Genomic DNA, 20,953 nt, shown 5'->3' with positions numbered 1-20,953 from the left:
CAGCCATGAACCGCCTAAAAGTCCGGGAAGGGCAGCACCACGATGCCCGTGTGATTGTGGTGACCACTCAGAACCCTGGCATTCTGGCCCCTCATAAGCACCTCCGCATTCCAAGGCGCGAGCGGCAGCGACGCGCGACATTGCGCTTCCGACATGCCATGCCAAGCGTCCGCTTCTGCGCCCTTGCTGACCAGATAGGCGACCACCTCGTCGCGTACGGTATTTGGATCGCATGTGGTTATGAACAGTTCACAACCGGCGTTCAGCAAACCTTCGAAAACCGGAATCATTTTAATGTCGAGGTGAGTGCAGATGGCAATCGGGGTTTTCGGCAACGCCCGGAACGCGGTGTAAGGGCATTCCGGGTACGTGGCATCTGGTTTTGCACCCAATTTAATTGCTGGAGAAATGAGCTGGAAACATGAGACATAATTACCTGACCAATAGGTTAAGTTTGGCGCAGTTTAGGCCTTTCTGGCATCGCTTCCAAAAGCATCCGTGCCCTTAAATCTTTTGTGACGGATCGGTTTTTATATTTGTGCTGGCATACAGTTCAGTTTTTTCTTTCCAAGGGGCGATCCCCTTGATCCGGCCTTCACCAGAGGTGAAGTCGTTAAAATCGAATCGAAGCCCATTGGGGCTTCGCTTTTAATCGATTTTAACCCCCCTTTTGTCGCCCGTTTTGGTGGTCTTCTTTTGATTGTCACTTTCTTCGAACGGTCGCTTGAGCATGCGTCCCTGCACGCGCGGTGCTTCCAAGGGCATCCATGCCCTTGTATCCGTTGCGACGTGCCAATTAATTCAGCCAAAGCAGATGCGACGGAGCGGTTATTTACGCCGAAATCGAAAGTGGAGATTTAATCGTTTTGTAGAAGCGACCAACCGAGGCACGAGGGCGTTCGCGATATCTTTTTTGCACTCGATGCAGATAATTTATATTTGTGCTGGCATGCAGTTCAGTTTTTTATTTCCAAGGGGCGATCCCCTTGATCCGGCCTTCACCAGAGGTGAAGTCGTTAAAATCGAATCGAAGCCCATTGGGGCTTCGCTTTTAATCGATTTTAACCCCCCTGTTGTCGCCCGCTTTGGCGTTCTTCATTAATTGCCACTTCGTTCGAACGGTCGCTTGAGCGTGCGTCCCTGCACGCGCGGCGCTTACTAGGGCATCCATGCCCTTGTATCCGTTGCGACGTGCCAATTAATTCAGCCAAAGCAGATGCGACGGAGCGGTTATTTACGCCGATATCGAAAGTGGAGATTTATTCGTTTGGTAGTAGCGAACAACCGAGGCACGAGGGCGGTCGCGATGTCTTTTTTGGACCTTTTTTTTGGCGTTTGTGCTGGGAAATAGTTCAGTTTTTCTTTTCCAAGAGGGCAGGTCCGAATATCACGTACTTAAGCGTGTTCAATGGAATTTGCATCAATGCTGCGTGAAGTAGTTTCACTGAGATTTTTTACTTCAAGTACTAAATCCTTTCCGAAGATTATGGTTCCATTTTTCACCAAAACTTCGCTTGGAAGTATTTCTTTTCCAAGGGGAGACCCCCTTACACCCCCCTTTGTCGCCCGCTTTGGTGATCTTCCTTAATTGTCACTTTCCTCGAACGGTCGCTTGAGCGTGCGTCCCTGCACGCGCGGCGCTTCCAAGGGCATCCATGCCCTTGTATCCATTGCGACGTGCCAATTAAGTCAGCCAAAGCAGATGCGACGGAGCGGTTATTTACGCCGATGTCGGCAATGGAATGTATTTAGGTGGGTCAAAATATAGCGACAGGAACTGACGGTTTAACTGGCTGTCGAGAGAGTGACTCATGCCGTTGTTTCACCGCCTTTCAAACAACCACGCGAATCAATTCGCGTCTCATAGATTGTTCAAGCAGGGATGCTTGAACAAGTGAGCCGGCCATGGCGGTCCGACGTTTCGGTGGCCGTCGCGAACGACCTGTCGAAGACGGAATTGAGAAGAGTGAACAGTCGTTTGTGGCGGCGGCTGGGATTGTTAAGGGCCAAGCCCGAATCGTCGGACCGGTTTGACCCTTGACGAAAAAAAGCCTCCCAACTAAACCATTTCTCGAATGAACCAAACACCACAAAACTAAAACCAGCAAAAGGTTTGAGTCACCAAGGCTGAAAACTTTTAACAAGACACTGAAAAAATCCCACCTCCTCATTGAACAAACCAAATTTTTTTAGACATCCATCACAATAACCTCACCTCACACAAAAAATAAATTGTGTTCATTCATCACCCAGTGTTTTATACAGGTTGGTTTTTAAGAAAATTCAGGAGGCAAATAACGGAAAGAAAGTAGCGAAAACTAAGCGCTACCCAAGAGTGTTGACGCACTCAAGGGCAGCTAACCACAACCGATATAGTAGGTATCAATTATGGCTAAGTTCAATGGTAAGCTAGAGCACCGCTCGTTCCAAGAAAAAATCTCCCCGCAAGGGAAACTAAGCGCAACTAAAAGCGACCTTCAACACCCCGTTGAAGTGAAAAACCCTTGTGACCCCGCAATAAAACAAGCAATGGCCAACCGGCACCGAAACCCACAGATAGAAACCGACCCCGCGTACTTACACGCGCTACATAGGTGGCGTTTTCGTATAGCCCTTGCGTTGTACACCGGAGCTTTTCCAAATTCGATGCGGCTAAAGCCGTGTTCCGTGAAATACATGAGTTATCAGCAACTGTTAAAGCAGTACCGAAGTAACAACAAACGCTGAACTCACGCAGTAGAAAACACAGAACACATTGCTTAGCCGCACATCTTGCCTGCGCACGCAGGCAAGGTTTCTGATGCTTAAAAACAGATAACGAATTTAAAAAGCGAGACAAACCATGTACAAAAAAATCACCAACATAGACGACGAACTGCTTTTCACCCACGCCCATCAACGTGAACTGGAAAAACCTAACCCGGTTTTACTGGACAGCATCGCCCGTGCCGAGCTATACATCGCCAATACGTTCATACATTTAAAACACGAAGCCATACACGCACTCATGCTCAGCACCCGTAGTGTATTATTAGAAAGTAGACCCATCCTCAACGGGAAATTCTCCCTGAAAGAACTCACCACTAACTTACTCATCAGCCACATCATTCAAGCCAACGCTACGCGTTTAATATTGATTCACCACAACCCAAAGGGAAGCTTATCGATAAAAGACAAACATTTGCTGGAAGCCACACGAATAAAAGACCGACTACTGGAATACTCGATCTGGCTGGACGACTTCTTCCTCATCACCAAAGCCGACTCTAATTCTAACCGAATGAACACCACCTCACTCGCCAGACTCGGTTTGGTGTAATCTTTTTTGTAGGAGCCTTCTGAGCAACGCGGAGAGGCGATATCTTTGAAGATCGGACTTTAGGCCGACAAATTAAAATGTCTACGCTGAATCCGGCTTCGCAACGCAGAGACGCGAAACCATAAGCCCCATTCGTTCGCACAGAGCGCGAAGCAGTCGAAGGGGCACTAAATATGTAGATCGCGGCTTTAGCCCAAAATGCATAACCACCACCGCAACCACCTCATGATACGCACCGTCACCCCAATTATGGGTAAACGTTGCTTATTCATTTTGAAAAAAGCTTCAATCCCGCTAAAAAAGCCTTTACGCTGCATTTTCCGGAAATCTCCTGAATACTTATGCACGCGCCGCAAAACTCGGGAACTAACGGAATATCCATTTCCCGCTTATTAGGCTAGCCCCCATGAATAGGGCGTTTCAGACGCACAAATATTGATGTTAAAACCGCTCATGCGGTTTTTAGGGTGACCAGATTGACAATAGTGTCTGCACCGCTGAATATGACTGACATTGAGCCGAATGTGAACAGAAACCTATCCTGATTATACGGCACCGGAAAAAACCACTGTAGCGGCATAAGAAACTGTCATTTGAAGTATCCAACATGAACGAACCTTTAGTAGTTGACTATTTAAACATTGAGCGGGAAGACAATATCGCTCGCTATTGCATTAACAGGATCTTTGAACTTAAAAACCATAAAGTACTTGTTAGCTTAATGCTTGCCGAAGGAGGAATCGGAGGTGATTTAGATTGGGGGATTCACAAATTCGATGAGCATTGCGTAGAAGACTATGGTGTATCTGAATTTAAAGGGTGGCGTTTTTACTTAGGCGCTGACGAGAGCCCCAACAACCAATTTGTAGAATGCTATTTGAGCGAAGAATCATTCATTGAGTTACTCGGACGAGTCTTTCCTGATTTGAGCAGCTCAATACTTACTCGTAAATTGGAAAAAGTGCCACCTACAAAGACTGTTTTTAGTACGCTGCCAGATCAAGTTAGGAGTGCATTGATTTCAATTGGTCGTGGACCTTGCACTGAAACTGAATTATGGCTTAATGAATCTATTCCCGCACTTGGTCAAAAGTCAATAATTGAAGTCCTTAATCACAGCGAAGAAGGTTTAAGACAAGTGATTGCTTACTGTAACTCGGCTAAATCGAAATTTTGGTGAACTTAATTTAACCCAAATAACAAACATAAGCAGTCGACGCGAAAAAGCCCGCGCAACTACAGCAAGCGTTAAGAGATTATGGAAACTTATCAATCATTTATAACAAAACCGGATATAAACAAATGTTCAGACTTCATCCATTATGATTTGAAACGTGCCGCTTTGGCTATAACTATAGGTTTAGATCAAAGCATAGATGGAGTCTTGTCAGATCTTGTAGTTACTTTTAGTCACATTGTTGGCTTTACTTCCTTTGACGAGCACTGGCATCCTATGGATTACCAATACCCTGAGACGCTTCCACGTCTGACTAATGGCTCATGTTATCCATTTCTTCTTGTAAAAAATTCTTATTGGTTCAAGCACTTGCCGGATTCTGAAATATTAATAAGCGGAGAACCAAAGAACTTTCGTTTTATTAGTAATTTGAACACTTTAGATGTCCTGTCGCATGATGAACCGAAATTTAAATGGGTAAAGTCTGAGTCTTTGATATCTAAAAAATTCAACTCAAATGATGATTACTATTTTTATTTGCAGTTAGGTGCCGAAGATGGCGTTCAAAATTGCAACGAAATTGGGTGTGATCACTTCCATATACTGCAGTCAAGAAAGTGTATCAAACACCACTTTAAAATGATTAAGGGCTATGAGCCACCAGAACAAGTCTCTTAACAAACAATTGTTGTTCAAGCCCAAAAACCTTGCTTCGTGCGTGGGCTTCGGAATGGTAAATTCGCTGAAAAATAATGGTGTTAGAAATACCTAGTGGAAATAGAGTACGCCAAAGAATACGGGGAAACCCCACTAGACAATGCATATGACATGTTGTGGGTAAGATCTACCTGTGGATGCAATCACGCAGAGTTTATTTTCGTGAGGTTCTCTGAACATTTAACAGAGCATCCCGATCTTAAAACTTGGTTTCTGGATGAACTCAAAGTAACTCTTTCAAAAGACTGGCTACATTTGGCAAAGGAAACTAAGAGACCTGCTGGTTTTATACCTTCTGAACTTGCTGATTATATTGCTCATGTTACAAGGTGGCCTGAGTTTAAAAAATGGCCATTGATGAATTGAACGAAAGGCAGGGGATCAAGCTTATCTTATGAGTAGAATCTTACCTTCGACAATTCTGGAAGCTTTGGAAGATAGCTGGGAAGATTTAGATATGTACAAATCTTTAGAACATGAAACAGCAGCTTCTATCAAGTGGCTGCGCCGGACAAAATACTCGCTGTGCTCCCATGTTTCAGGTGAGCTAGGTGTTCAACGACATTAGGTACTGAATGAAGCTGAACTACAAATCGTACTCTTATGAACAGCTGACCAGCGCCCTTTTTTTTTATGACGTAGCAAGAAACTCGGCTTTGGCAATATAGGACTGAGCTTGAAATGTTAGCAGCGGGGATATAACAATGAAATTGCTTAGTTTGGTTCTGGCAACAATATTAATGACAGGATGTGCGTCGATTAACCAAGAGCGAATGAATCCGCTATCACTCACCGTCTTTCCATTTGTGTTTGAGATAGAGCCAGAGGTTTCTCAATTACAGGCATTTCAATCATCGGGCGTGTCGCTAAGCGTTGGAGACATAGAAAGTGGATTCACTGTATTCAAGGACTATCCTGAAACTCTCTTTGCGGATGCGCCAGGTAAAGTTGGTGTTCTTAATCGTGAATTTCTACAAAGGCTAGTAGATCCATCTTTCAGTTCTGAACTTGGTCTAAAGCTAAAACAAGTATTTTCCGTTTCAGAATCAGAAAAAGTTACTGTGATGGAAAAAGGGGACTGGCTATTCGTTATTACCACAACAGAGCTTGGACCAACCGCGTACGGTGCGAGCGTAGTTTCGACTTGGTCTTTCAACTAAATACCAGTAATGATGTTGATAAGCTAACGTCTTTGATCGCAAATATGCGGCTCGTGGAAGAATAAGTGGCTTTGTTAAGCAGTCATAATTAGCTATCAGAAAACGGTAATAATACTTAGTGTGCAGCTGTGTAGTTAGGAAAATCCGATTTGAGTTTCCAAAGCACCTGTTGTAAAGTTCGCGCGTCCTTAAGGGAGTAGTCTTCTCTGATTGAGAGAACCGGTCAACATACTTGAGCCCTCATGGCTTATGGTCGGTTCGTACCCCGTTTGGTATTGGCAAGACTTAAGGCAAATAACAGTTCCTATGGTGGGAGGCTGTTGTTTGCCTTTTGTATGATCAATCCCACCGGAGCCCTTATATGGAACCTCTCTACATTTCCCTGTTCACCGTGGCATTGGCCGAAATTGGTGATAAAACCCAACTGCTTTCTCTGTTTCTGGCGGCAAAATTCCGCAACAAATGGGCTATTGTGGCTGGCATTTTGGTGGCGACTCTGCTTAACCATGCCGCATCCGCTTGGTTGGGTGGTTGGCTCGCCCAATACCTGCAAAGCGAGTTAGGCCAGTGGCTGCTCGGCGGCAGTTTTATTGTTTTAGGGTTATGGCTGTTGGTGCCGGATAAAGACGACAGTGAAGATTCTGCATTTCAAAAATACGGTGCCTTTGCCGCGTCGACGCTGTTGTTTTTCCTGGCGGAAATCGGCGATAAAACGCAAATTGCCACCGTGTTGCTTGGCGCGCAATTTCATTCGGTTGTGTTGGTGACACTCGGCACAACACTGGGAATGCTGCTGGCAAATGTTCCGGTTGTTTTTGCGGGCGAATACATTATGAAACGAATTCCGTTGAAAGCCGCGCACCTTGTTGCCGCGCTGGTGTTCGTTCTGGTTGGGGTGTTCCAGATTATCGGGTAATGCGCTTAACAACTGGGGTTGAGCATGACAACTCTGCCGCTCTGTTGTACGTTACACTCTCTGGTTTTTCAGATGAACAAACGAAAAGAGAGCGGCCTTTGCACTGCATTATTTTTGATATCGACGGCACCTTAACGCAATCGACGGGTTTTGATGCCGCTTGTTTTAAAGAGGCGGTTCTGGAACACATGGACGTCTCCTTTAAAGACGATTGGGGCGAATACGCCCATGTGACGGATTCCGGTATTTTAAATGAAATTGTCGTGTCACATGGTTTGCAACAGCACGAGGCGGAATTAACACGGCGGGTAAAAGCGTCTTTTATTGCCAGGATAGAAGCGCATTTGCAGAAAAACCCGGTACGGGAAGTGCCCGGCGCCAATGCGTTCATCGCTCACCTGCGTGATTATGAACATGTCTGCTTGGGCATTGCGACCGGCGGCTGGGGTGAAACCGCGATTGCCAAATTGAATTCCGCTGGTATCGCAACTAAAGGTTTACCGCTTGTCTCAGCAAACGATGCCATTTCGCGAGTCGATATTATGAACATTGCACTGGCTCGTGTTAAACAGGGTAATACGGTGTTGGAACCGAACAGCAATAACGTGTCGATCACATATTTTGGTGATGCCTCTTGGGACAAAAAAGCCTGCGCGGAATTGAATTGGAATTTGGTGGTCGTGGGAGATCGGACAAAACACCATCAGCGGATAAACGATTACCATCAAGTTGCTGCGCTGAATGAGTATTTGGAATTCATGCGCCTGCAGTTTGGTTAGAATTTAAAAGAGTCTATGAATCAGAATCCCAATGTATTAAACCTTGAAGCGAAGCCAGTGAAGCCGGATCACGCAGACTGCATTGCGTTGGTGCAGGAACTTAATTTAGCACTGACGAAGATCACGAATGACTCCGGTGCAAGTTCGTATTCGGCAGAAGCATTTGATGAAACTCAGGATGGATGCGTAGTAATTTATGCAGATGCGACGGAACGGTTATTTACGCCAATGTCCGCAAAGGCTTTCAATTGATTAGATTGAACTATTTATGAATAGGAATCTTAGATAACCCTGTCCATCAGGATCGATCTGTCGAAGACGAAATTGAGAAGTGTGAAGTCATATGTGGAAGCTGGAATTGTTATGGGGCATGTCCGAATCGTCGAGTAAGGCCCTTTAAAAAGAGCCCTAAAACCGAAAAGGGTAGAACCCACATTGCATGAAGTTTTTGGTGCTTGCTAACTATTGTTTTAAACTGAGCCCTAACCTGGCCCTGGTTAAATTCTAAAAAGGAACGCTCTTGTTACCCACACTTAAAACAAACCGATTAACACTGCGACCGTACCAACTGTCAGATGCTAAGAGTGTTCAGCGTTTGGCGGGTGAAAAAATTATTGCGGACATGACCGCAAATATTCCTCACCCTTATCGCAAGGGTATGGCGGAAGAATGGATATCCAATCACCAAGGTTGGTTTGAAAGCGGTAAAGCCATTGCACTGGCGATTGAATTGAACAGCACCGGCGAGCACTTAGGTACGATCAGTCTCACACAAATTGAAGATGCGAGTGGTAATTTGGGTTACTGGGTTGGGGTTCCGTTCTGGGGTAAGGGGTACTGTACTGAAGCGGCAACCGCGTTGATTCAGTATGGGTTTGATCAGTTTGGTTTGACGCTTATTTATGCTCGTCATCTGCCGGAGAACCCCGCGTCGGGTCGTGTGATGATCAAGAATGGCTTTGTCTATCAGGGTGACGTTGGCGTTGGTGAGCGGCAGTTAAAGCACTATGAGCTTCACAAGGTGGATTGGATTAGTTGAGTCAAACGCGATTGCCTTTAGCGCCGCCACGAGCAGTTACCAAGTTTGTCACGGTCACACACCGCTGAAAAAGTATTTTAAAATAAACATAGACAGCGACCCACTAACTCTATACTGTGGGTCGCAGCTAGAAATTAAGTCTCCTATTTACATCCTACATTTCGTTGTTTTATTCGTAACACCACGTCCTGCAGTTTTTAAGTTCCAGTCTCTGTTTTTACGCATTCAAGCCTTTTGAAGGCACATTTATTTTTAAATTTCAGGATTATTATTATGTCTAATACAACAACAGGTACCGTCAAGTGGTTCAACGAAGCGAAAGGTTTTGGGTTTCTTGAGCAGAAATCTGGTCCAGACGTCTTTGCACACTTCAGTGCTATCGTCAGTTCAGGTTTTAAAACACTGACTGAAGGTCAGTCGGTTGAATTTACGGTGACAGCAGGCCCTAAAGGCCCACAAGCGGAAAACATCGTCGCTGTGTAATTGCTAAACCGTTTTAAAAAAGGGCAGGGTCGTTAAGACTCTGCCCTTTTTTTGTTTTGGGCTGTTAAAAGTCAATCTGCAACGTATCGCGCTTGTGCCATAATTCTGCGTTCTGAACTCATCAACTTTGTTTTGGAATTGCTATGGCCGAGACCACCAATATCATTGCTTTCCAGGGGCTGGAAGGTGCCTACTCTCATTTATCCTGCCGCCATGTTTTTCCGAACATGCGGGCCATTGCCTGCGAAACCTTTGCAGAAGCCATGTTTATGGTGGAACGTGGCGACGCCAAACTGGCGATGATTCCATTGGAGAATTCAACCGCTGGACGGGTTGAAGAAATGTATCGGTTAATGCCTTCCACACACCTGCACATTATTGGTGAACACTTTGAACCGATTAATCATTGTTTGTTGGCGTTAAAAGGGGCTCAGCTGAGTGATATCAAAACAGTCACATCGCACCCTCAAGCCTTAGCGCAGTGTGACCAGCACATTCATGAACTGGGGCTGGAACCCATCGCAGGGTACGACACCGCCGGTTTGGCTTGTGAAATTGCCCAAGGTAGCGATAAAAGCCGGGCAGCGATCGCCTCCAGCCTGGCGGCCGAACTGTATGACCTGACCATTCTGCGGGAAAATTTTCAGGACGTAACTGGCAATACCACACGGTTTCTTATTTTGTCGAAAGACGCCGGTCTGCCAGACTTCGATGCGTCAGTACCGTTCATCACCTCGTTAATGTTTACTGTACGCAATATTCCGGCGGCGTTGTATAAAGCGCTGGGCGGTTTTGCGACCAATGGTATTAACATGGTAAAGCTGGAAAGTTACATGGGCAGCGGTGTGCCGAAGGGCAGTAGTTTTCACTTGGATGTGGAAGGCCACCCTTCCGAGCAACTCATGCAATATGCTTTAAAAGAGCTGGCCTTTTTTACCCAGGAAATGCGCATCATGGGCACTTACGTAGCGCACCCGTTTCGGTTGACGAATCAACGGGTGCTGGAGCAATAAAGGGTCACGCTGAACGGTTATTGCTTACGCGTATTTGCATCATCTCCTGGCTTAGTTTCACTGGGCGATTTTTCGCCGTCAAGGGCCAAACCAGTCCGACGATACGGGCTTGGTTCTTAACAACCCCAGCTGCCACAAACGACTGATCAATCTTCTCAACTTCATCTTTGAAAGGTCGTTTGAACGGCGAAGAACCAACCGCATGAGTCGGCTTCTTGATAACCATTTCAAACCAGCAAATGCTGATAAGCCCGATCAGGTGTAAATAACTCGATCGTCGCATCTGCTTTGGCTGACATGACAGACACATCGCAATGGATTCAAGGGCATGGATGCCCTTAAAAGCGCCGTGCGTGCAGGGACGCACGCTCAAGCGACCGTTCGAAGAAAGTGTCTGGCAGGGCAGAATACCAAAGCGGGCGACAGAAGGGGGTGCAAGGGGATCTCCCCTTGAAAAAAGAAATCCTCCAATAAACCTTTTGGTTAAAAATAAAACCTTAGTCTTCAGAATTGATCCATTACTTGTAGTAAAAAATCCCAGCGAAACCAAGTCGCCGAATGACGCAAAAGCCTTATGTGCGCCGTAAAAAAGCTAAAATAAGCGCCATTCAAGTGCCGCTAGTCGGCACTCACGGTGGGCAACTGTTTAGTCTCCCGCCACCACCATTGGGTCAATTCCATTGGTGTTGTGGGTGTTGGCGTATAACCCGGTAACGATTCATACCACGCCGCCAATGTGTCTAAAATGGGTTGCGGAGCGTGCAATTTGGGTTTGGAGGGTGTGATCTCTTCTTCTTTTTCCCATTGCTCAACCAGGTCCACACTGCTGTGAAACGCTCGGCGAAAATCCTGTGTTTGTTGCAGTGATTGCTCCAGCAGTGCTCGGCCAAAGTAAGTGAAATCTGCGTCATCGCTGCAACCAAACGAGGTTTTGTCTTTCGCCGCTGAGGTCATCACCAGCGTGGTGTCATCCTTCAACGCATCGATAAAGCCGCCGGAATAGCAGGCAGAAATCATCACGACCTTTGCGCGTACCGGGAAGTTCCGCAGCAGTTGCGCGAGGTAGTCGGCAGATAAATCCACTAACCCCATACCTGGCTGATTCAAATAGAGTTGATGGTCGGCACTGCCGTGGCTGGTTAAGTACAGCAGCAGAATATCTTTTTCCGGGTTCATTTTACCGGCCAATACCTGCAACGTTTTTTCGATGGACGTGACCGTTGCCACGGGATACGCCGCCGCTGTTTCTTTGCTGTTGATCAAAACCACGCTACGGTCTTTGGTCGCAAAGCGGGTGTCGAACAATTGCTGCGCGTACAACACTTCGCGGCGAAACACTTCCTGATTGCCATCTCCGCCTACAGCGAGCAGGTAGGCGTTGGTTTGTTCCGGGTTGCTGTCGAGCAAGGCATCAAACTGGGTTTGCAGCAGATCGTTCTGGTTGTACAGCACCTGTTCCGCCAAGTTGCCCAAGTGCTCGATGCGTTCGTCATCGTGAATGCGCGCAACCAATTTACCCGCTTGCCAGAGGCCTTTTACCAGAGTGTTGTCGCTTTGGGTATACCGGCTGCCGGTGCCCTGATACTGGTTATTAACGACATTGCCTTCGTACCAGTCGCCGTTGGGGTAGTCGATACGACCGGTTCCGTTGAGGTAACCCCAGTCGAAGACCCCGGTTCGGATTTCGCCGTCTGGCAGCGTTTGCTTGCCGTCGCCGGAATATTCACCGTATTCAAATTCACCGACATAAGTTTCTCCAGATGGCAGTGTTAATTCACCGTGACCCTGGTATTGACCATACTGAAATTGCCCAACGTAATGTGTGCCGTCCGGTAAGGTCAGTTCGCCGTCGCCGTGGTAGCTCCATCGTGCGAAGCCGCCATCGTAACGGACGCCCGCTTCATTTTCATAATGCCCTTTTCCGTTTATCACGCCATTTTTGAATTGACCGGACCAGGTGCCTTGCTGGGGAAAGGTCGCTTGACCTTCACCGGATAATTGCCAATTAGCAAACTGGCCCGTCAGCGTTGAGCCATCCTTGTGCACAACGGTGCCCTGTTGAAATTTCCCTTGCTCAAATTCTCCGGTCCAGACCGAGCCGTTTGTATCGGCGTACTCGCCCTGACCATGGAAATATCCCTGCAGAAAATTCCCGCTGTAATGGGCACCGAGTGCATAGGTCAGTTCGCCAGCGCCGGCCATTTGACCTTCTGAAAATTCTCCCACATATACATCGCCATTAGGCCATTTCAAGGTGCCTTCGCCGTGCAAGCGGTCATTGACCTGAGGGCCTTCGTACTCGCTGCCATCTGGCAGAGTTAAGGTCTCCGCTTGCAGCGAAGCGGTGGTCAGCAGAAATATGGTACTGAAAAAAATAGTCCGAACGAGCATGATTTGTAGATCCCTTTTTACAGGCGTAACACCTTGTTGCGAATTGAGTTAGTTAACGAACGGTAATGGGTTTCGAGTTGGCTTCGGTGACTTCGCCAATTTTCCACACATCACCTTGCGCCAGAAGCGCCTCGGCCGTAGCGGGCGGCACCGAAATTAACAGACCTCCCTGAGTTTGTGGGTCGAGCAAGCAATTCACTAAAGCTGTGTTCTCGCACTCGACTTTGCAACGCAACAGCAGCGGCGTCAGTTGCGGCAAGAGTGTGGAGTGCACACCTTGCTCACTTAAGGTCAGAGCGTCGCGCATCAGCGGCACAGCGTCGGCATCCAGCGCAATACTGCAGCCGCTGCCATCGGTCATTTCCAAAAGGTGGCCGATCAAACCAAAGCCGGTCACGTCGGTTGCGGCATGCACGGTGTGTGTTTGCAACTGCTGGAAAAATGCCCGATTCGAACGCAGCAACTGCGCCCACAACGCTTCGATCGCCAACGCGTGTGCTTTGCCCTGCATATCGGCTGCCAGCAAAATGCCTGAGCCAATGGGTTTGTTCAGCAGCAACCAGTCGCCCGCTTGGATGTTGCTTTTGTGCCACTGCGCGGTGCCTTCACCGTTCACCACCAAGGCGACGTGTGTTTCTAAACCTTCGGTGCTGTGGCCGCCAATGAGTTCAGTATCGTGCTCGGCTAATGCGCTTTGAATGCCAGACATAAGCAGCCTAAAGTCGCGACGGGCAATCCGTGGGTGACTGAATGCGAGGTTCGCCCAGACCTGCGCGCTGCTGGGAGCAATGCCCATGGCGTAACTGTCATTCACCGCATGGTGCGTCACCACCTGACCCAGGCGATATAAGTCATCTGTGAAACTGCGAAAGCCGTCGATGCTTTGCCACAGTTGATGGCCTCCGCTGTTAAACGCCAGGGCCGCATCTTCGGCTTGGTGGTGTTTACCCTGATGCAGCTCCGCCAACGTTTCGCTGAGCAGTTCCGGGCCTAATTTGCTGCCACAACCGGCGCAGTGCATGGTGTTATCGCTCATGCTGTCACTGGCTTGCATTTGCGGTAACGCGGTGGAAAACAACGCCATAAATTGCCGGTCGATCCGATCTTTCCAGCGCCAGACCCAACGCCCGGCAAACGAAAAACCGTTGCGCATGCCAACGGCTCGTTGGTCGCCCAACGCCAGTAACGACAGAAAATCTTTTTGCAGCCGAACCGGCCGCATGTGTTGGTCGGTAAACGCGGCGGTGAGGTTGTGGCGCAAAAACGGCGCTGAACGAACCGCAAAAACACCGGCCTTTGGTCTTGGCGTTAAGGTCATGGCGCTGACATCGCCCACCGCAAACACGTCCGAATGACTGGTGCTTTGCAGGTATTGGTTAACGGTAATAAAGCCATTGTGGTCAACATCCAGACCGGCGTCCTGTGGCCAATGTGGTGCTGTAGCTGGCGTACACCAGATGGATTTATCCAGATGCAATTCGAGATTATTGGCACTGATCAGGCGGTCTTTGCGCACTTCGGCGACAGAAAAATTCGCCACCCGTTCAACACCGGCTTTTGCCAATGCGTCGGACACAACACGTCGAATGCGCGGTGTGTAGTTAGGCAAAATATCGGCACTGGAGTACACCAGTGACAGGCGGATGGGCTTTTGCAGGCGGGCAAACCGGTGCGCAATGGCCAGGATCACTTCCACACCGGCAGCGCCGGCACCCACCACCGCCCAATGCGGTGTTTTGCCTTTATAGTCAGCCTCCAACAATCGTTGCCACATGGCGGTCAGCTGGCTGACCGGTTTCACACCCACGGCAAATTCAGCGGCACCGGGAATGGTCAGGTTGGGTGTTGAGCCGGTATTGATCGATACGCGGTCGTAACGCAAGTCGCCATGGTTCGCCAGGCGAATGGTTTTGTGCTGCGCATCCAGCCCGATGACACGGTCGTGAATCAGCCGTACACCGGCCGCGCGGCACAGCTTGTTCAGGTCGATATGGGTGTCGTCCAACGAGTAGTGTCCGGCCATATAACCCGGCAGCATACCGGAATAGGGCGTGAGTAGAGTGTCGGTAACTAAGGTCAGGCGAACGCCGGTTAACGGCTTCATGGCCAGCATCCGCAACACCAGGGCGTGGCTGTGACCGCCGCCAATAAAAACTAAATCACGTTCAAACACAGCAGCTACCTTGAGGGTTGCGAGACGCCCCAAAGGACGGCTCTGCTGATTTGATAGCCGCTCCATAAGGTGCCTACGGGAATAATTATGCTCTTGAACAACATGCCCACAATCAGCGTGACCACAGATGCGGAAATACGGCTGCCGATGTCTTCGTTTTGCAATACCGGGTCGTTGTTGCCGAAGATCAGCTTGCCGAGGTCGATACTCGTCAGCGATTCGCGAATGTTCTGCACCACTTGAGTGGTGGCTTCGAGTACTGATAAAGCCTCGGCGCCGGTGGCATTGAAATAGAGCCAGTCAAACAACCAGACCAGCCCGACTTCCAGCGTCAGCAGGAAACGCAACAACAAAACGGCGATGCCGATGCGCACCCAAACCGGCGCTTGTTGTTCAATGCGCCAGACGACGAGCAACAGAAAAACGGCAAAACTGCTGAACGCAATTTTCAGCGCCAGCGAAGTGGTGAATAACAGAATGACTTGCTGAATACCGAGTGCGGTTAAGGTCACCAGTAGAAGACCAGAAAAGCGTTCAATCAGGTCATTGACCGGGTCAAAAATTTCGCCCAACCCCACACTGGCAACCCCGATGCTAACTTCCGAAGACTGCACCACCGAAATGACCCCGTTCAGAGTTCGAACCACGCCAAACACAATGGCATTACTGCTGATGGTGTCGGTCAGGTACGTTTGCGCTTTCGCGTCGATCATTGGCAGCCAGTTGATGACCACCGCCAATACGATACACGCCGTCAGCGCCGTTTTAACCCGCGTGCTCAAGCCTGTTGTTGCTCGCTCAACCATTGCAGTATCTCCGTTTGGTTGCCCCTGAACACGACATTTTGGGCTTTTTTGCCGAATTGGTAAGTGTACATTGGGTCGTAGTAGTCTTGCAGCAGACAGGCGACGATGTCATCGAACCCCTGCCAGCTTTGCTGGTTCTGTAAAGCGACCAAGCTGTCATTGAGCATGGTGGATAACTGCGCAAAACGGTCGCCGCCCAAGCGTTTGCGAATACGGGTTAAGGCCGAGCGGACAAAGTCATCCAGATACGCGATTGCTGCTTCTTCACCGTGGGTTTGTTTGTGCGCAAACATGCGTTCGGCATAGTCGCGGCGAATGCGTTCTATGCGTTCCTCAACGGAAGCTTGCAGCAACACGACATTGGATCGTTTGCTCAGTTCCAGGAATTCCGGTAACACGGCGATGCGACCGATCAACCGAGATTCATCCTCCATCAACACTGGCGCAGTATTGTGCTGCGTGCGTTTCATCCAGGCAATGGACCAAACGTTTTCGAAGTCGATTTGCGCCGGTTGTTCGGTTTCGGTGCGACCAAAAGCACTGCCACGGTGATTCGCCAAACCTTCAAGATCGACCGAATGTGGCCATTGCTCGATCAGTTCGGTTTTACCACTGCCGGTGGGACCCGACAGAATCTGCACATTGCCCTCGCCGATGCGCTCATGCAATTCGTTCAACAGGTAACCCCGCATGGCCTTGTAGCCACCGGTGATGTATGGAATCTCCAACCCGGCTTCGGCTAACCATTGTTGAGTAATGCGCGAACGCAGTCCGCCGCGAAAACAGTAGAGCACGCCGTCCGGGTGCCGTTTGAAGAAGTCCTGCCATTGCGCCAGCCGATCCGCTTTAATCGCTTCGGTGGCCAATTCGTTACCGAGCTCTATGGCGGAATCCTGCCCCTGTTCTTTGTAACGGGTGCCAACGCGTTCACGCTGTTCGTCGTCCAGCAGAGGGCAGTTTTCGCTGTGGGGAAACGCCCCCTTGCTGTATTCGATGGGCGCACGGACATCCATCATCGGAACGTCCTGTAAAAACAATCGTTGGTAATCGGTAATCGCGTGCAAAATGTTGCCTACCTGGTGTCGCTGTTGAAAGAAGAAGCCGATGTTTTCAGCCACAGGGCGGATGCCAGACTCAATGCTAACATCAGAATCAGCATGACGGGAAAACCAAACCACTCGGCAATGCCGCCCATGATTAGCGCGCCAATGGCCGGACCCACTAGCGCAATGGTCAGCCACAGGCTCATGACGCGGCCGCGTTTGCTGTCGTCACTGGTCAGTTGCAGTACGATCTGCGAACCGGTGCCGAGGACGGTCATGAACAGGCTGACGCCGCCGACCAATACCGCCATCGGCCAAACTGGCAAGGAAAACAGCATAGGCACCAGCAGCAGTGCGGTGCTGAACATAGCAAAGGCGAGCAAGTTAATTAATGTCGATACCGCACCACGTTGGCGGGAGATATACCAGCCACCGACAATACTGCCAGCACCGGCGCAGCCGGTGAGGGTGGCGAGATCCGCTGCGGTGCCGGTGGTCAGCGTACCGGAAAGCGCTGGCAGCAGTTCCATGAGCGACCGGGCAACCTGCGAGTTGGTCAGTGTCAGGATAAACAGCACACGGATCATCGGGGACGCCCAACAGTATTGAATGCCCGCGATAAAATCTTGCCAGCCACTGGTGCTGGACTTTTTCACCACCCCCTGCACATTGGGTAACCCGGCATTGATGATCCCCGCGCAGATAAATGCCAGCGTACACAGAATAAAGACCCACTGCGGCGGAAACAGGGTTAAGCACCAGGCCGCTATTGCTGGGGCAACAATACGCGATGTATTGAACAGCATGGCCCCCCAGCCGACGGCATTGGGCAATTCGGCAGCATTCACCAATTTCGGGATCAGCGTTAACCGTAAGGGAGAGCCGGCAGCGGCCACGCAGCCGAACAGAAAGGTCATCAGCAGTAGCAGCGGCAGTGATTGACCGACAAACTCAAACACCAGCAGAGTCACCAGAGTGACCAGCGCTTGGCTGGCGAGCCAGGCGATGACGCCAAATTTAAGGTTGATGCGGTCGGAGATCACCCCAAAGATCGGTGTGATCAATAAAGACGGGAACAGGATGCTGGCGCTGGCAACGCCTACCCATAAAAACGATTCGGTGGTTTCCCAGACCAGCCACCCGAACATGAAGCGGGTCATCCACACCGCTAAGGTAGCGAAGCTGGAAGCGATAAAATACCGGCGATAGTCTGGGTTAGCGAGCGCAGAACGTTGGGACATGCAAAACATCGGTCACAATGGAGCGCCAGTTTATCATAGGGTGCTCAAATTGGCGTGTTTGCGGGCAAATATGGCGGTTTTTTAACGCGAAAGGTTGAATCATCCGTCAGCTGCCCCATACTTGTTTCCTTGGATAGCTGTTCACAGCGCCGAACTGTTCACCGCGCGTTTGCGATTATTGCCTGTCATTGGTCTCGTTTAAGCCCGCCAAACCTTTCCAACCAAGGAAACCATCATGATTGAAGAAAACAAAGTTGTCTCCCTGAACTACACCGTTAAAGACGAGCATGGCGAGGTTATCGACACCTCTGAAGGCGGAGATCCGTTAACGTATTTGCACGGTGCCAATAACATTATCTCTGGTCTGGAAGCTGCGTTAGTCGGCAAAGCCGCGGGTGACAGTTTCGACACAGTCGTCGCCCCAGCAGATGGCTACGGCGAATACAACGAAGAGATGGTACAGGTAGTACCTCGCAGCGCGTTTGAAGGCGTTGAATCTATCGAGCCTGGCATGGTGTTTACCGCCCAGACTCAAGGCGGCCCGGTCCAGTTGATGGTCACCGGTGTGGAAGAAGACGACATCACTGTCGACCCGAACCACCCGCTGGCTGGCAAGACACTGCATTTCACCGGTTCTGTGGTTGAAGTGCGCGATGCAACGGAAGAAGAACTGGCGCACGGCCACGTGCATGGCCCTGGTGGTCACCACCACTAAGCAAGACCGGTACCGTCGGTTGTGACAACGGCAGGCGATTAACTTGCCTGCCACAGCATACGGTATTCATCGAACGGCAACTCTGTGTTGCCGCGTTCCTCGACTATTTCAAAATCCTGAGCGTGATAAAAACGTTGCGCCTGGTAGTTATCCACAAAACAACACAACTCAAGACGCGGATGGCGCTCTTTTACGTGATTGAGCAAATCGCTGCCGATCCCTTCCCGCTGATGATCAGCCTTCACGAACAGGCCGTTAATGTGATCGTCCGTCAACGAGACAAACCCCAGAATCTCACCCTGCACCTCATAGACGAAGCTTTCGTTTAAGGGCAGATATTCATCGCGGACCCGCAGCCGGTCACCGGCAATAAATTCCGGGTCGATAAAGGGATGCGCAATTAAACTGGCGTCGTGATAAATGTCCGCCAATTCCGGAAAGTCCGTGTTGGTCGCTTGTCGGATCATCGAGTTTCTCCTGTGCCGGGTTTGGGTTGAGAGATCGGACCAGTGTTGCCTGCCCATGCGCGAATTGCGTTGACGCAGATCAGCGCATGGAACTGCCGTTAGCCATCTTGATTGATCTGAGCAATCAGCTCGTTCAGCACCTTATCGGCCTTGTCGTTGTCCACCTGACAGGTGCCCGCCGCCTGATGACCGCCGCCGCCATACTTCAAACACAATTCACCCACGTTGGTGTTCGACGAGCGGTCCAGAATGGATTTGCCGATGGCAAAAACCGTGTTCTGTTGCTTCAAACCCCACAGCCGGTGGATGGAAATATTGCATTGCGGGAACAGCGCGTAAATGATGAACCGGTTGGTCGCCCAGATCTCATCTTCGTTTTGTAAGTCGAGCACCACCAGGTTGCCATGGACCGTGGCACAACGCAGAATCTGCTCATTCGCCTTGGGTTGATGCTCCAGGTACAGCTCCACGCGTTCCTGAACGTCCGGTAATTTCAATATATCGTCTATGGGCATTTCACGGCACTTGTCGATCAGTTCCATCATCAACTGATAATTGGAAATTCGGAAATCCCGGAAGCGGCCCAACCCGGTGCGCGCATCCATCAGGAAATTCATTAAATCCCAGCCGCGCGGGTCGAGAATTTCCTGCTTGTTAAACTGCGCGGAATCGCCTTTATCCACCGCCACCATCATATCGTCACTGACGTGCGGGAACTTGTCTGCACCCCCGTAATAGTCGAACACTACCCGGGCGGCCGAAGGCGCGTTCGGGTCAATTATGTGGTTGTCTGCTTTTTCATTACGCAGTGTTTCCGACAGATGGTGGTCGAATGCCAGATACGCCGCGGAAACATAGGGCAGGTTGGTGGTAATGTCCCGATCGGTAATCTCGACTTTGCCGTCCTGCATATCCTTAGGGTGCACAAACAGAATGTCATCGATCATGTCTAATTCTTTCAGCAGCGCAGCACAAACCAGGCCGTCGAAATCGCTGCGGGTGACCAGGCGGTATTTGGTAGCAGACATAGAGAAGGGTTCCCATTTAACAGTTCGAGACTGAGTATAGGCGGTTTTTTTGGGGTTGCATGGTGGTGAAGTACAATCAAAAAACACTGGTTAGTCCTCAATAACGTCAGTGTCTATAGCTCTTTTTAGTCGCATTTCATAGCCTTATTCCGAGCTTAACCGTTGCTCGCCCAAAACGGCGAAACCGCGAAAAGTTGACCAACGACAACGAGGTAATGCCAGTGAATAAAATGTGCGTTGACATTTCTAACGGGGCAAAACACTAACCTGCTGAATTATTCTGCGGTGCACTTGGATCAAGAGAATTCGACCAGTTCTTGAAGGCACTACCCGAGAAGGGTTAGTAAACGGTAATTCGAATCGAACAAAATCGGTAACTTATTAAAACTTGTGAGGTCAGGATCAAATCGATAAATGGACCAACCAAAAAGTCTTTCAATATGCCGTGCGCAATTGCCCAGATGTTGAGGTGAATTGGTCTGGTCA

At 49.5% G+C, this 20,953-nt stretch carries 23 protein-coding genes; 15 read left to right on the top strand and 8 right to left on the bottom strand.

Annotated elements, in window-relative coordinates; genetic code table 11:
* Positions 1–5 precede the first annotated feature (5 nt).
* The 14 genes from IYN85_RS25875 (at position 6) to IYN85_RS09540 (ending at position 10,603) form a co-directional block, all read left to right on the top strand.
* The gene (locus IYN85_RS25875) at positions 6–425 is read left to right on the top strand and encodes a hypothetical protein (RefSeq protein WP_230390660.1); all 420 of its coding nucleotides are present in this window, start codon (positions 6–8) and stop codon (positions 423–425) included.
* Between the two features lie 1,480 nt (positions 426–1,905).
* A complete protein-coding gene (locus tag IYN85_RS26140) occupies positions 1,906–2,034 on the top strand; it encodes a hypothetical protein (RefSeq protein WP_255533703.1) in 129 nt (42 codons plus the stop codon).
* A 354-nt stretch (positions 2,035–2,388) separates the two neighbouring features.
* A complete protein-coding gene (locus tag IYN85_RS09595; protein WP_196158677.1) occupies positions 2,389–2,727 on the top strand; it encodes a hypothetical protein in 339 nt (112 codons plus the stop codon).
* A gap of 115 nt (positions 2,728–2,842) precedes the next feature.
* On the top strand, positions 2,843–3,319 hold the full coding sequence (locus IYN85_RS09590) for a JAB domain-containing protein (protein ID WP_196158676.1): 477 nt from the start codon (positions 2,843–2,845) through the stop codon (positions 3,317–3,319).
* A gap of 607 nt (positions 3,320–3,926) precedes the next feature.
* Positions 3,927–4,499 (top strand): hypothetical protein, encoded by a 573-nt coding sequence (locus IYN85_RS09585; protein ID WP_196158675.1) that lies wholly within the window; start codon positions 3,927–3,929, stop codon positions 4,497–4,499.
* Between the two features lie 78 nt (positions 4,500–4,577).
* Entirely contained in the window at positions 4,578–5,174 is a 597-nt protein-coding gene (locus IYN85_RS09580; protein ID WP_196158674.1) for a hypothetical protein, read from the top strand.
* A 93-nt stretch (positions 5,175–5,267) separates the two neighbouring features.
* A complete protein-coding gene (locus tag IYN85_RS09575) occupies positions 5,268–5,579 on the top strand; it encodes a hypothetical protein (RefSeq protein ID WP_196158673.1) in 312 nt (103 codons plus the stop codon).
* A gap of 338 nt (positions 5,580–5,917) precedes the next feature.
* On the top strand, positions 5,918–6,373 hold the full coding sequence (locus IYN85_RS09570; RefSeq protein WP_196158672.1) for a hypothetical protein: 456 nt from the start codon (positions 5,918–5,920) through the stop codon (positions 6,371–6,373).
* A gap of 361 nt (positions 6,374–6,734) precedes the next feature.
* Positions 6,735–7,289, top strand: coding sequence for a TMEM165/GDT1 family protein (locus IYN85_RS09565; RefSeq protein WP_196158671.1), 555 nt, complete (start codon positions 6,735–6,737; stop codon positions 7,287–7,289).
* The gene (locus IYN85_RS09560) at positions 7,289–8,068 is read left to right on the top strand and encodes an HAD family hydrolase (RefSeq protein WP_196158670.1); all 780 of its coding nucleotides are present in this window, start codon (positions 7,289–7,291) and stop codon (positions 8,066–8,068) included. The genes IYN85_RS09565 and IYN85_RS09560 overlap by 1 nt, the downstream gene beginning before the upstream one ends.
* 15 nt (positions 8,069–8,083) lie before the next feature.
* Entirely contained in the window at positions 8,084–8,320 is a 237-nt protein-coding gene (locus IYN85_RS09555) for a hypothetical protein (protein ID WP_196158669.1), read from the top strand.
* Positions 8,321–8,588: 268 nt separating this feature from the next.
* Entirely contained in the window at positions 8,589–9,107 is a 519-nt protein-coding gene (locus tag IYN85_RS09550) for a GNAT family N-acetyltransferase (RefSeq protein WP_196158668.1), read from the top strand.
* 273 nt (positions 9,108–9,380) lie between these two features.
* On the top strand, positions 9,381–9,590 hold the full coding sequence (locus IYN85_RS09545) for a cold-shock protein (RefSeq protein ID WP_196158667.1): 210 nt from the start codon (positions 9,381–9,383) through the stop codon (positions 9,588–9,590).
* 143 nt (positions 9,591–9,733) lie between these two features.
* Complete coding sequence (locus IYN85_RS09540) at positions 9,734–10,603, top strand: prephenate dehydratase (protein ID WP_196158666.1); 870 nt, start codon at positions 9,734–9,736, stop codon at positions 10,601–10,603.
* 4 nt (positions 10,604–10,607) lie between these two features.
* Here the strand turns inward: IYN85_RS09540 and IYN85_RS09535 are convergent, their stop codons facing one another.
* The 6 genes from IYN85_RS09535 to IYN85_RS09510 all read right to left on the bottom strand — a co-directional run bounded on the left by IYN85_RS09535 (position 10,608) and on the right by IYN85_RS09510 (position 18,257).
* Positions 10,608–11,153 carry a hypothetical protein gene (locus IYN85_RS09535; protein WP_196158665.1) on the bottom strand — a complete coding sequence of 182 codons (546 nt, stop codon included), beginning with the start codon at positions 11,151–11,153 and terminating at the stop codon, positions 10,608–10,610.
* Positions 11,154–11,221: 68 nt separating this feature from the next.
* Entirely contained in the window at positions 11,222–12,994 is a 1,773-nt protein-coding gene (locus IYN85_RS09530; protein WP_196158664.1) for a C13 family peptidase, read from the bottom strand.
* A gap of 52 nt (positions 12,995–13,046) precedes the next feature.
* Positions 13,047–15,167, bottom strand: coding sequence for a selenide, water dikinase SelD (gene selD / locus IYN85_RS09525; protein WP_370592184.1), 2,121 nt, complete (start codon positions 15,165–15,167; stop codon positions 13,047–13,049).
* Positions 15,168–15,172: 5 nt separating this feature from the next.
* Positions 15,173–15,973 carry a hypothetical protein gene (locus IYN85_RS09520; protein WP_196158662.1) on the bottom strand — a complete coding sequence of 267 codons (801 nt, stop codon included), beginning with the start codon at positions 15,971–15,973 and terminating at the stop codon, positions 15,173–15,175.
* Positions 15,946–17,091, bottom strand: coding sequence for a tRNA 2-selenouridine(34) synthase MnmH (gene mnmH, locus IYN85_RS09515; RefSeq protein WP_370592183.1), 1,146 nt, complete (start codon positions 17,089–17,091; stop codon positions 15,946–15,948). The genes IYN85_RS09520 and mnmH overlap by 28 nt, the downstream gene beginning before the upstream one ends.
* Positions 17,046–18,257, bottom strand: coding sequence for an MFS transporter (locus IYN85_RS09510; protein ID WP_196158661.1), 1,212 nt, complete (start codon positions 18,255–18,257; stop codon positions 17,046–17,048). Before IYN85_RS09510 ends, mnmH begins: the two co-directional genes overlap by 46 nt.
* Positions 18,258–18,489: 232 nt before the next feature.
* Here IYN85_RS09510 and IYN85_RS09505 point away from each other — a divergent pair, with 232 nt between their 5' ends.
* Positions 18,490–18,972, top strand: coding sequence for a peptidylprolyl isomerase (locus IYN85_RS09505; protein ID WP_370592196.1), 483 nt, complete (start codon positions 18,490–18,492; stop codon positions 18,970–18,972).
* 38 nt (positions 18,973–19,010) lie between these two features.
* Here the strand turns inward: IYN85_RS09505 and IYN85_RS09500 are convergent, their stop codons facing one another.
* Both IYN85_RS09500 and IYN85_RS09495 read right to left on the bottom strand, forming a co-directional pair.
* Positions 19,011–19,439 carry a GNAT family N-acetyltransferase gene (locus tag IYN85_RS09500; RefSeq protein WP_196158659.1) on the bottom strand — a complete coding sequence of 143 codons (429 nt, stop codon included), beginning with the start codon at positions 19,437–19,439 and terminating at the stop codon, positions 19,011–19,013.
* Positions 19,440–19,537: 98 nt separating this feature from the next.
* A complete protein-coding gene (locus IYN85_RS09495) occupies positions 19,538–20,467 on the bottom strand; it encodes an exopolyphosphatase (RefSeq protein ID WP_196158658.1) in 930 nt (309 codons plus the stop codon).
* Positions 20,468–20,953 lie beyond the last annotated feature (486 nt).

Origin of the sequence: Reinekea sp. G2M2-21 (assembly GCF_015687175.1) — a bacterium.
GTDB lineage: Bacteria > Pseudomonadota > Gammaproteobacteria > Pseudomonadales > Natronospirillaceae > Reinekea.
The sequence above is the reverse complement of the archived record's forward strand: the minus strand, read 5'-3'. Positions and strand labels throughout refer to the sequence as shown.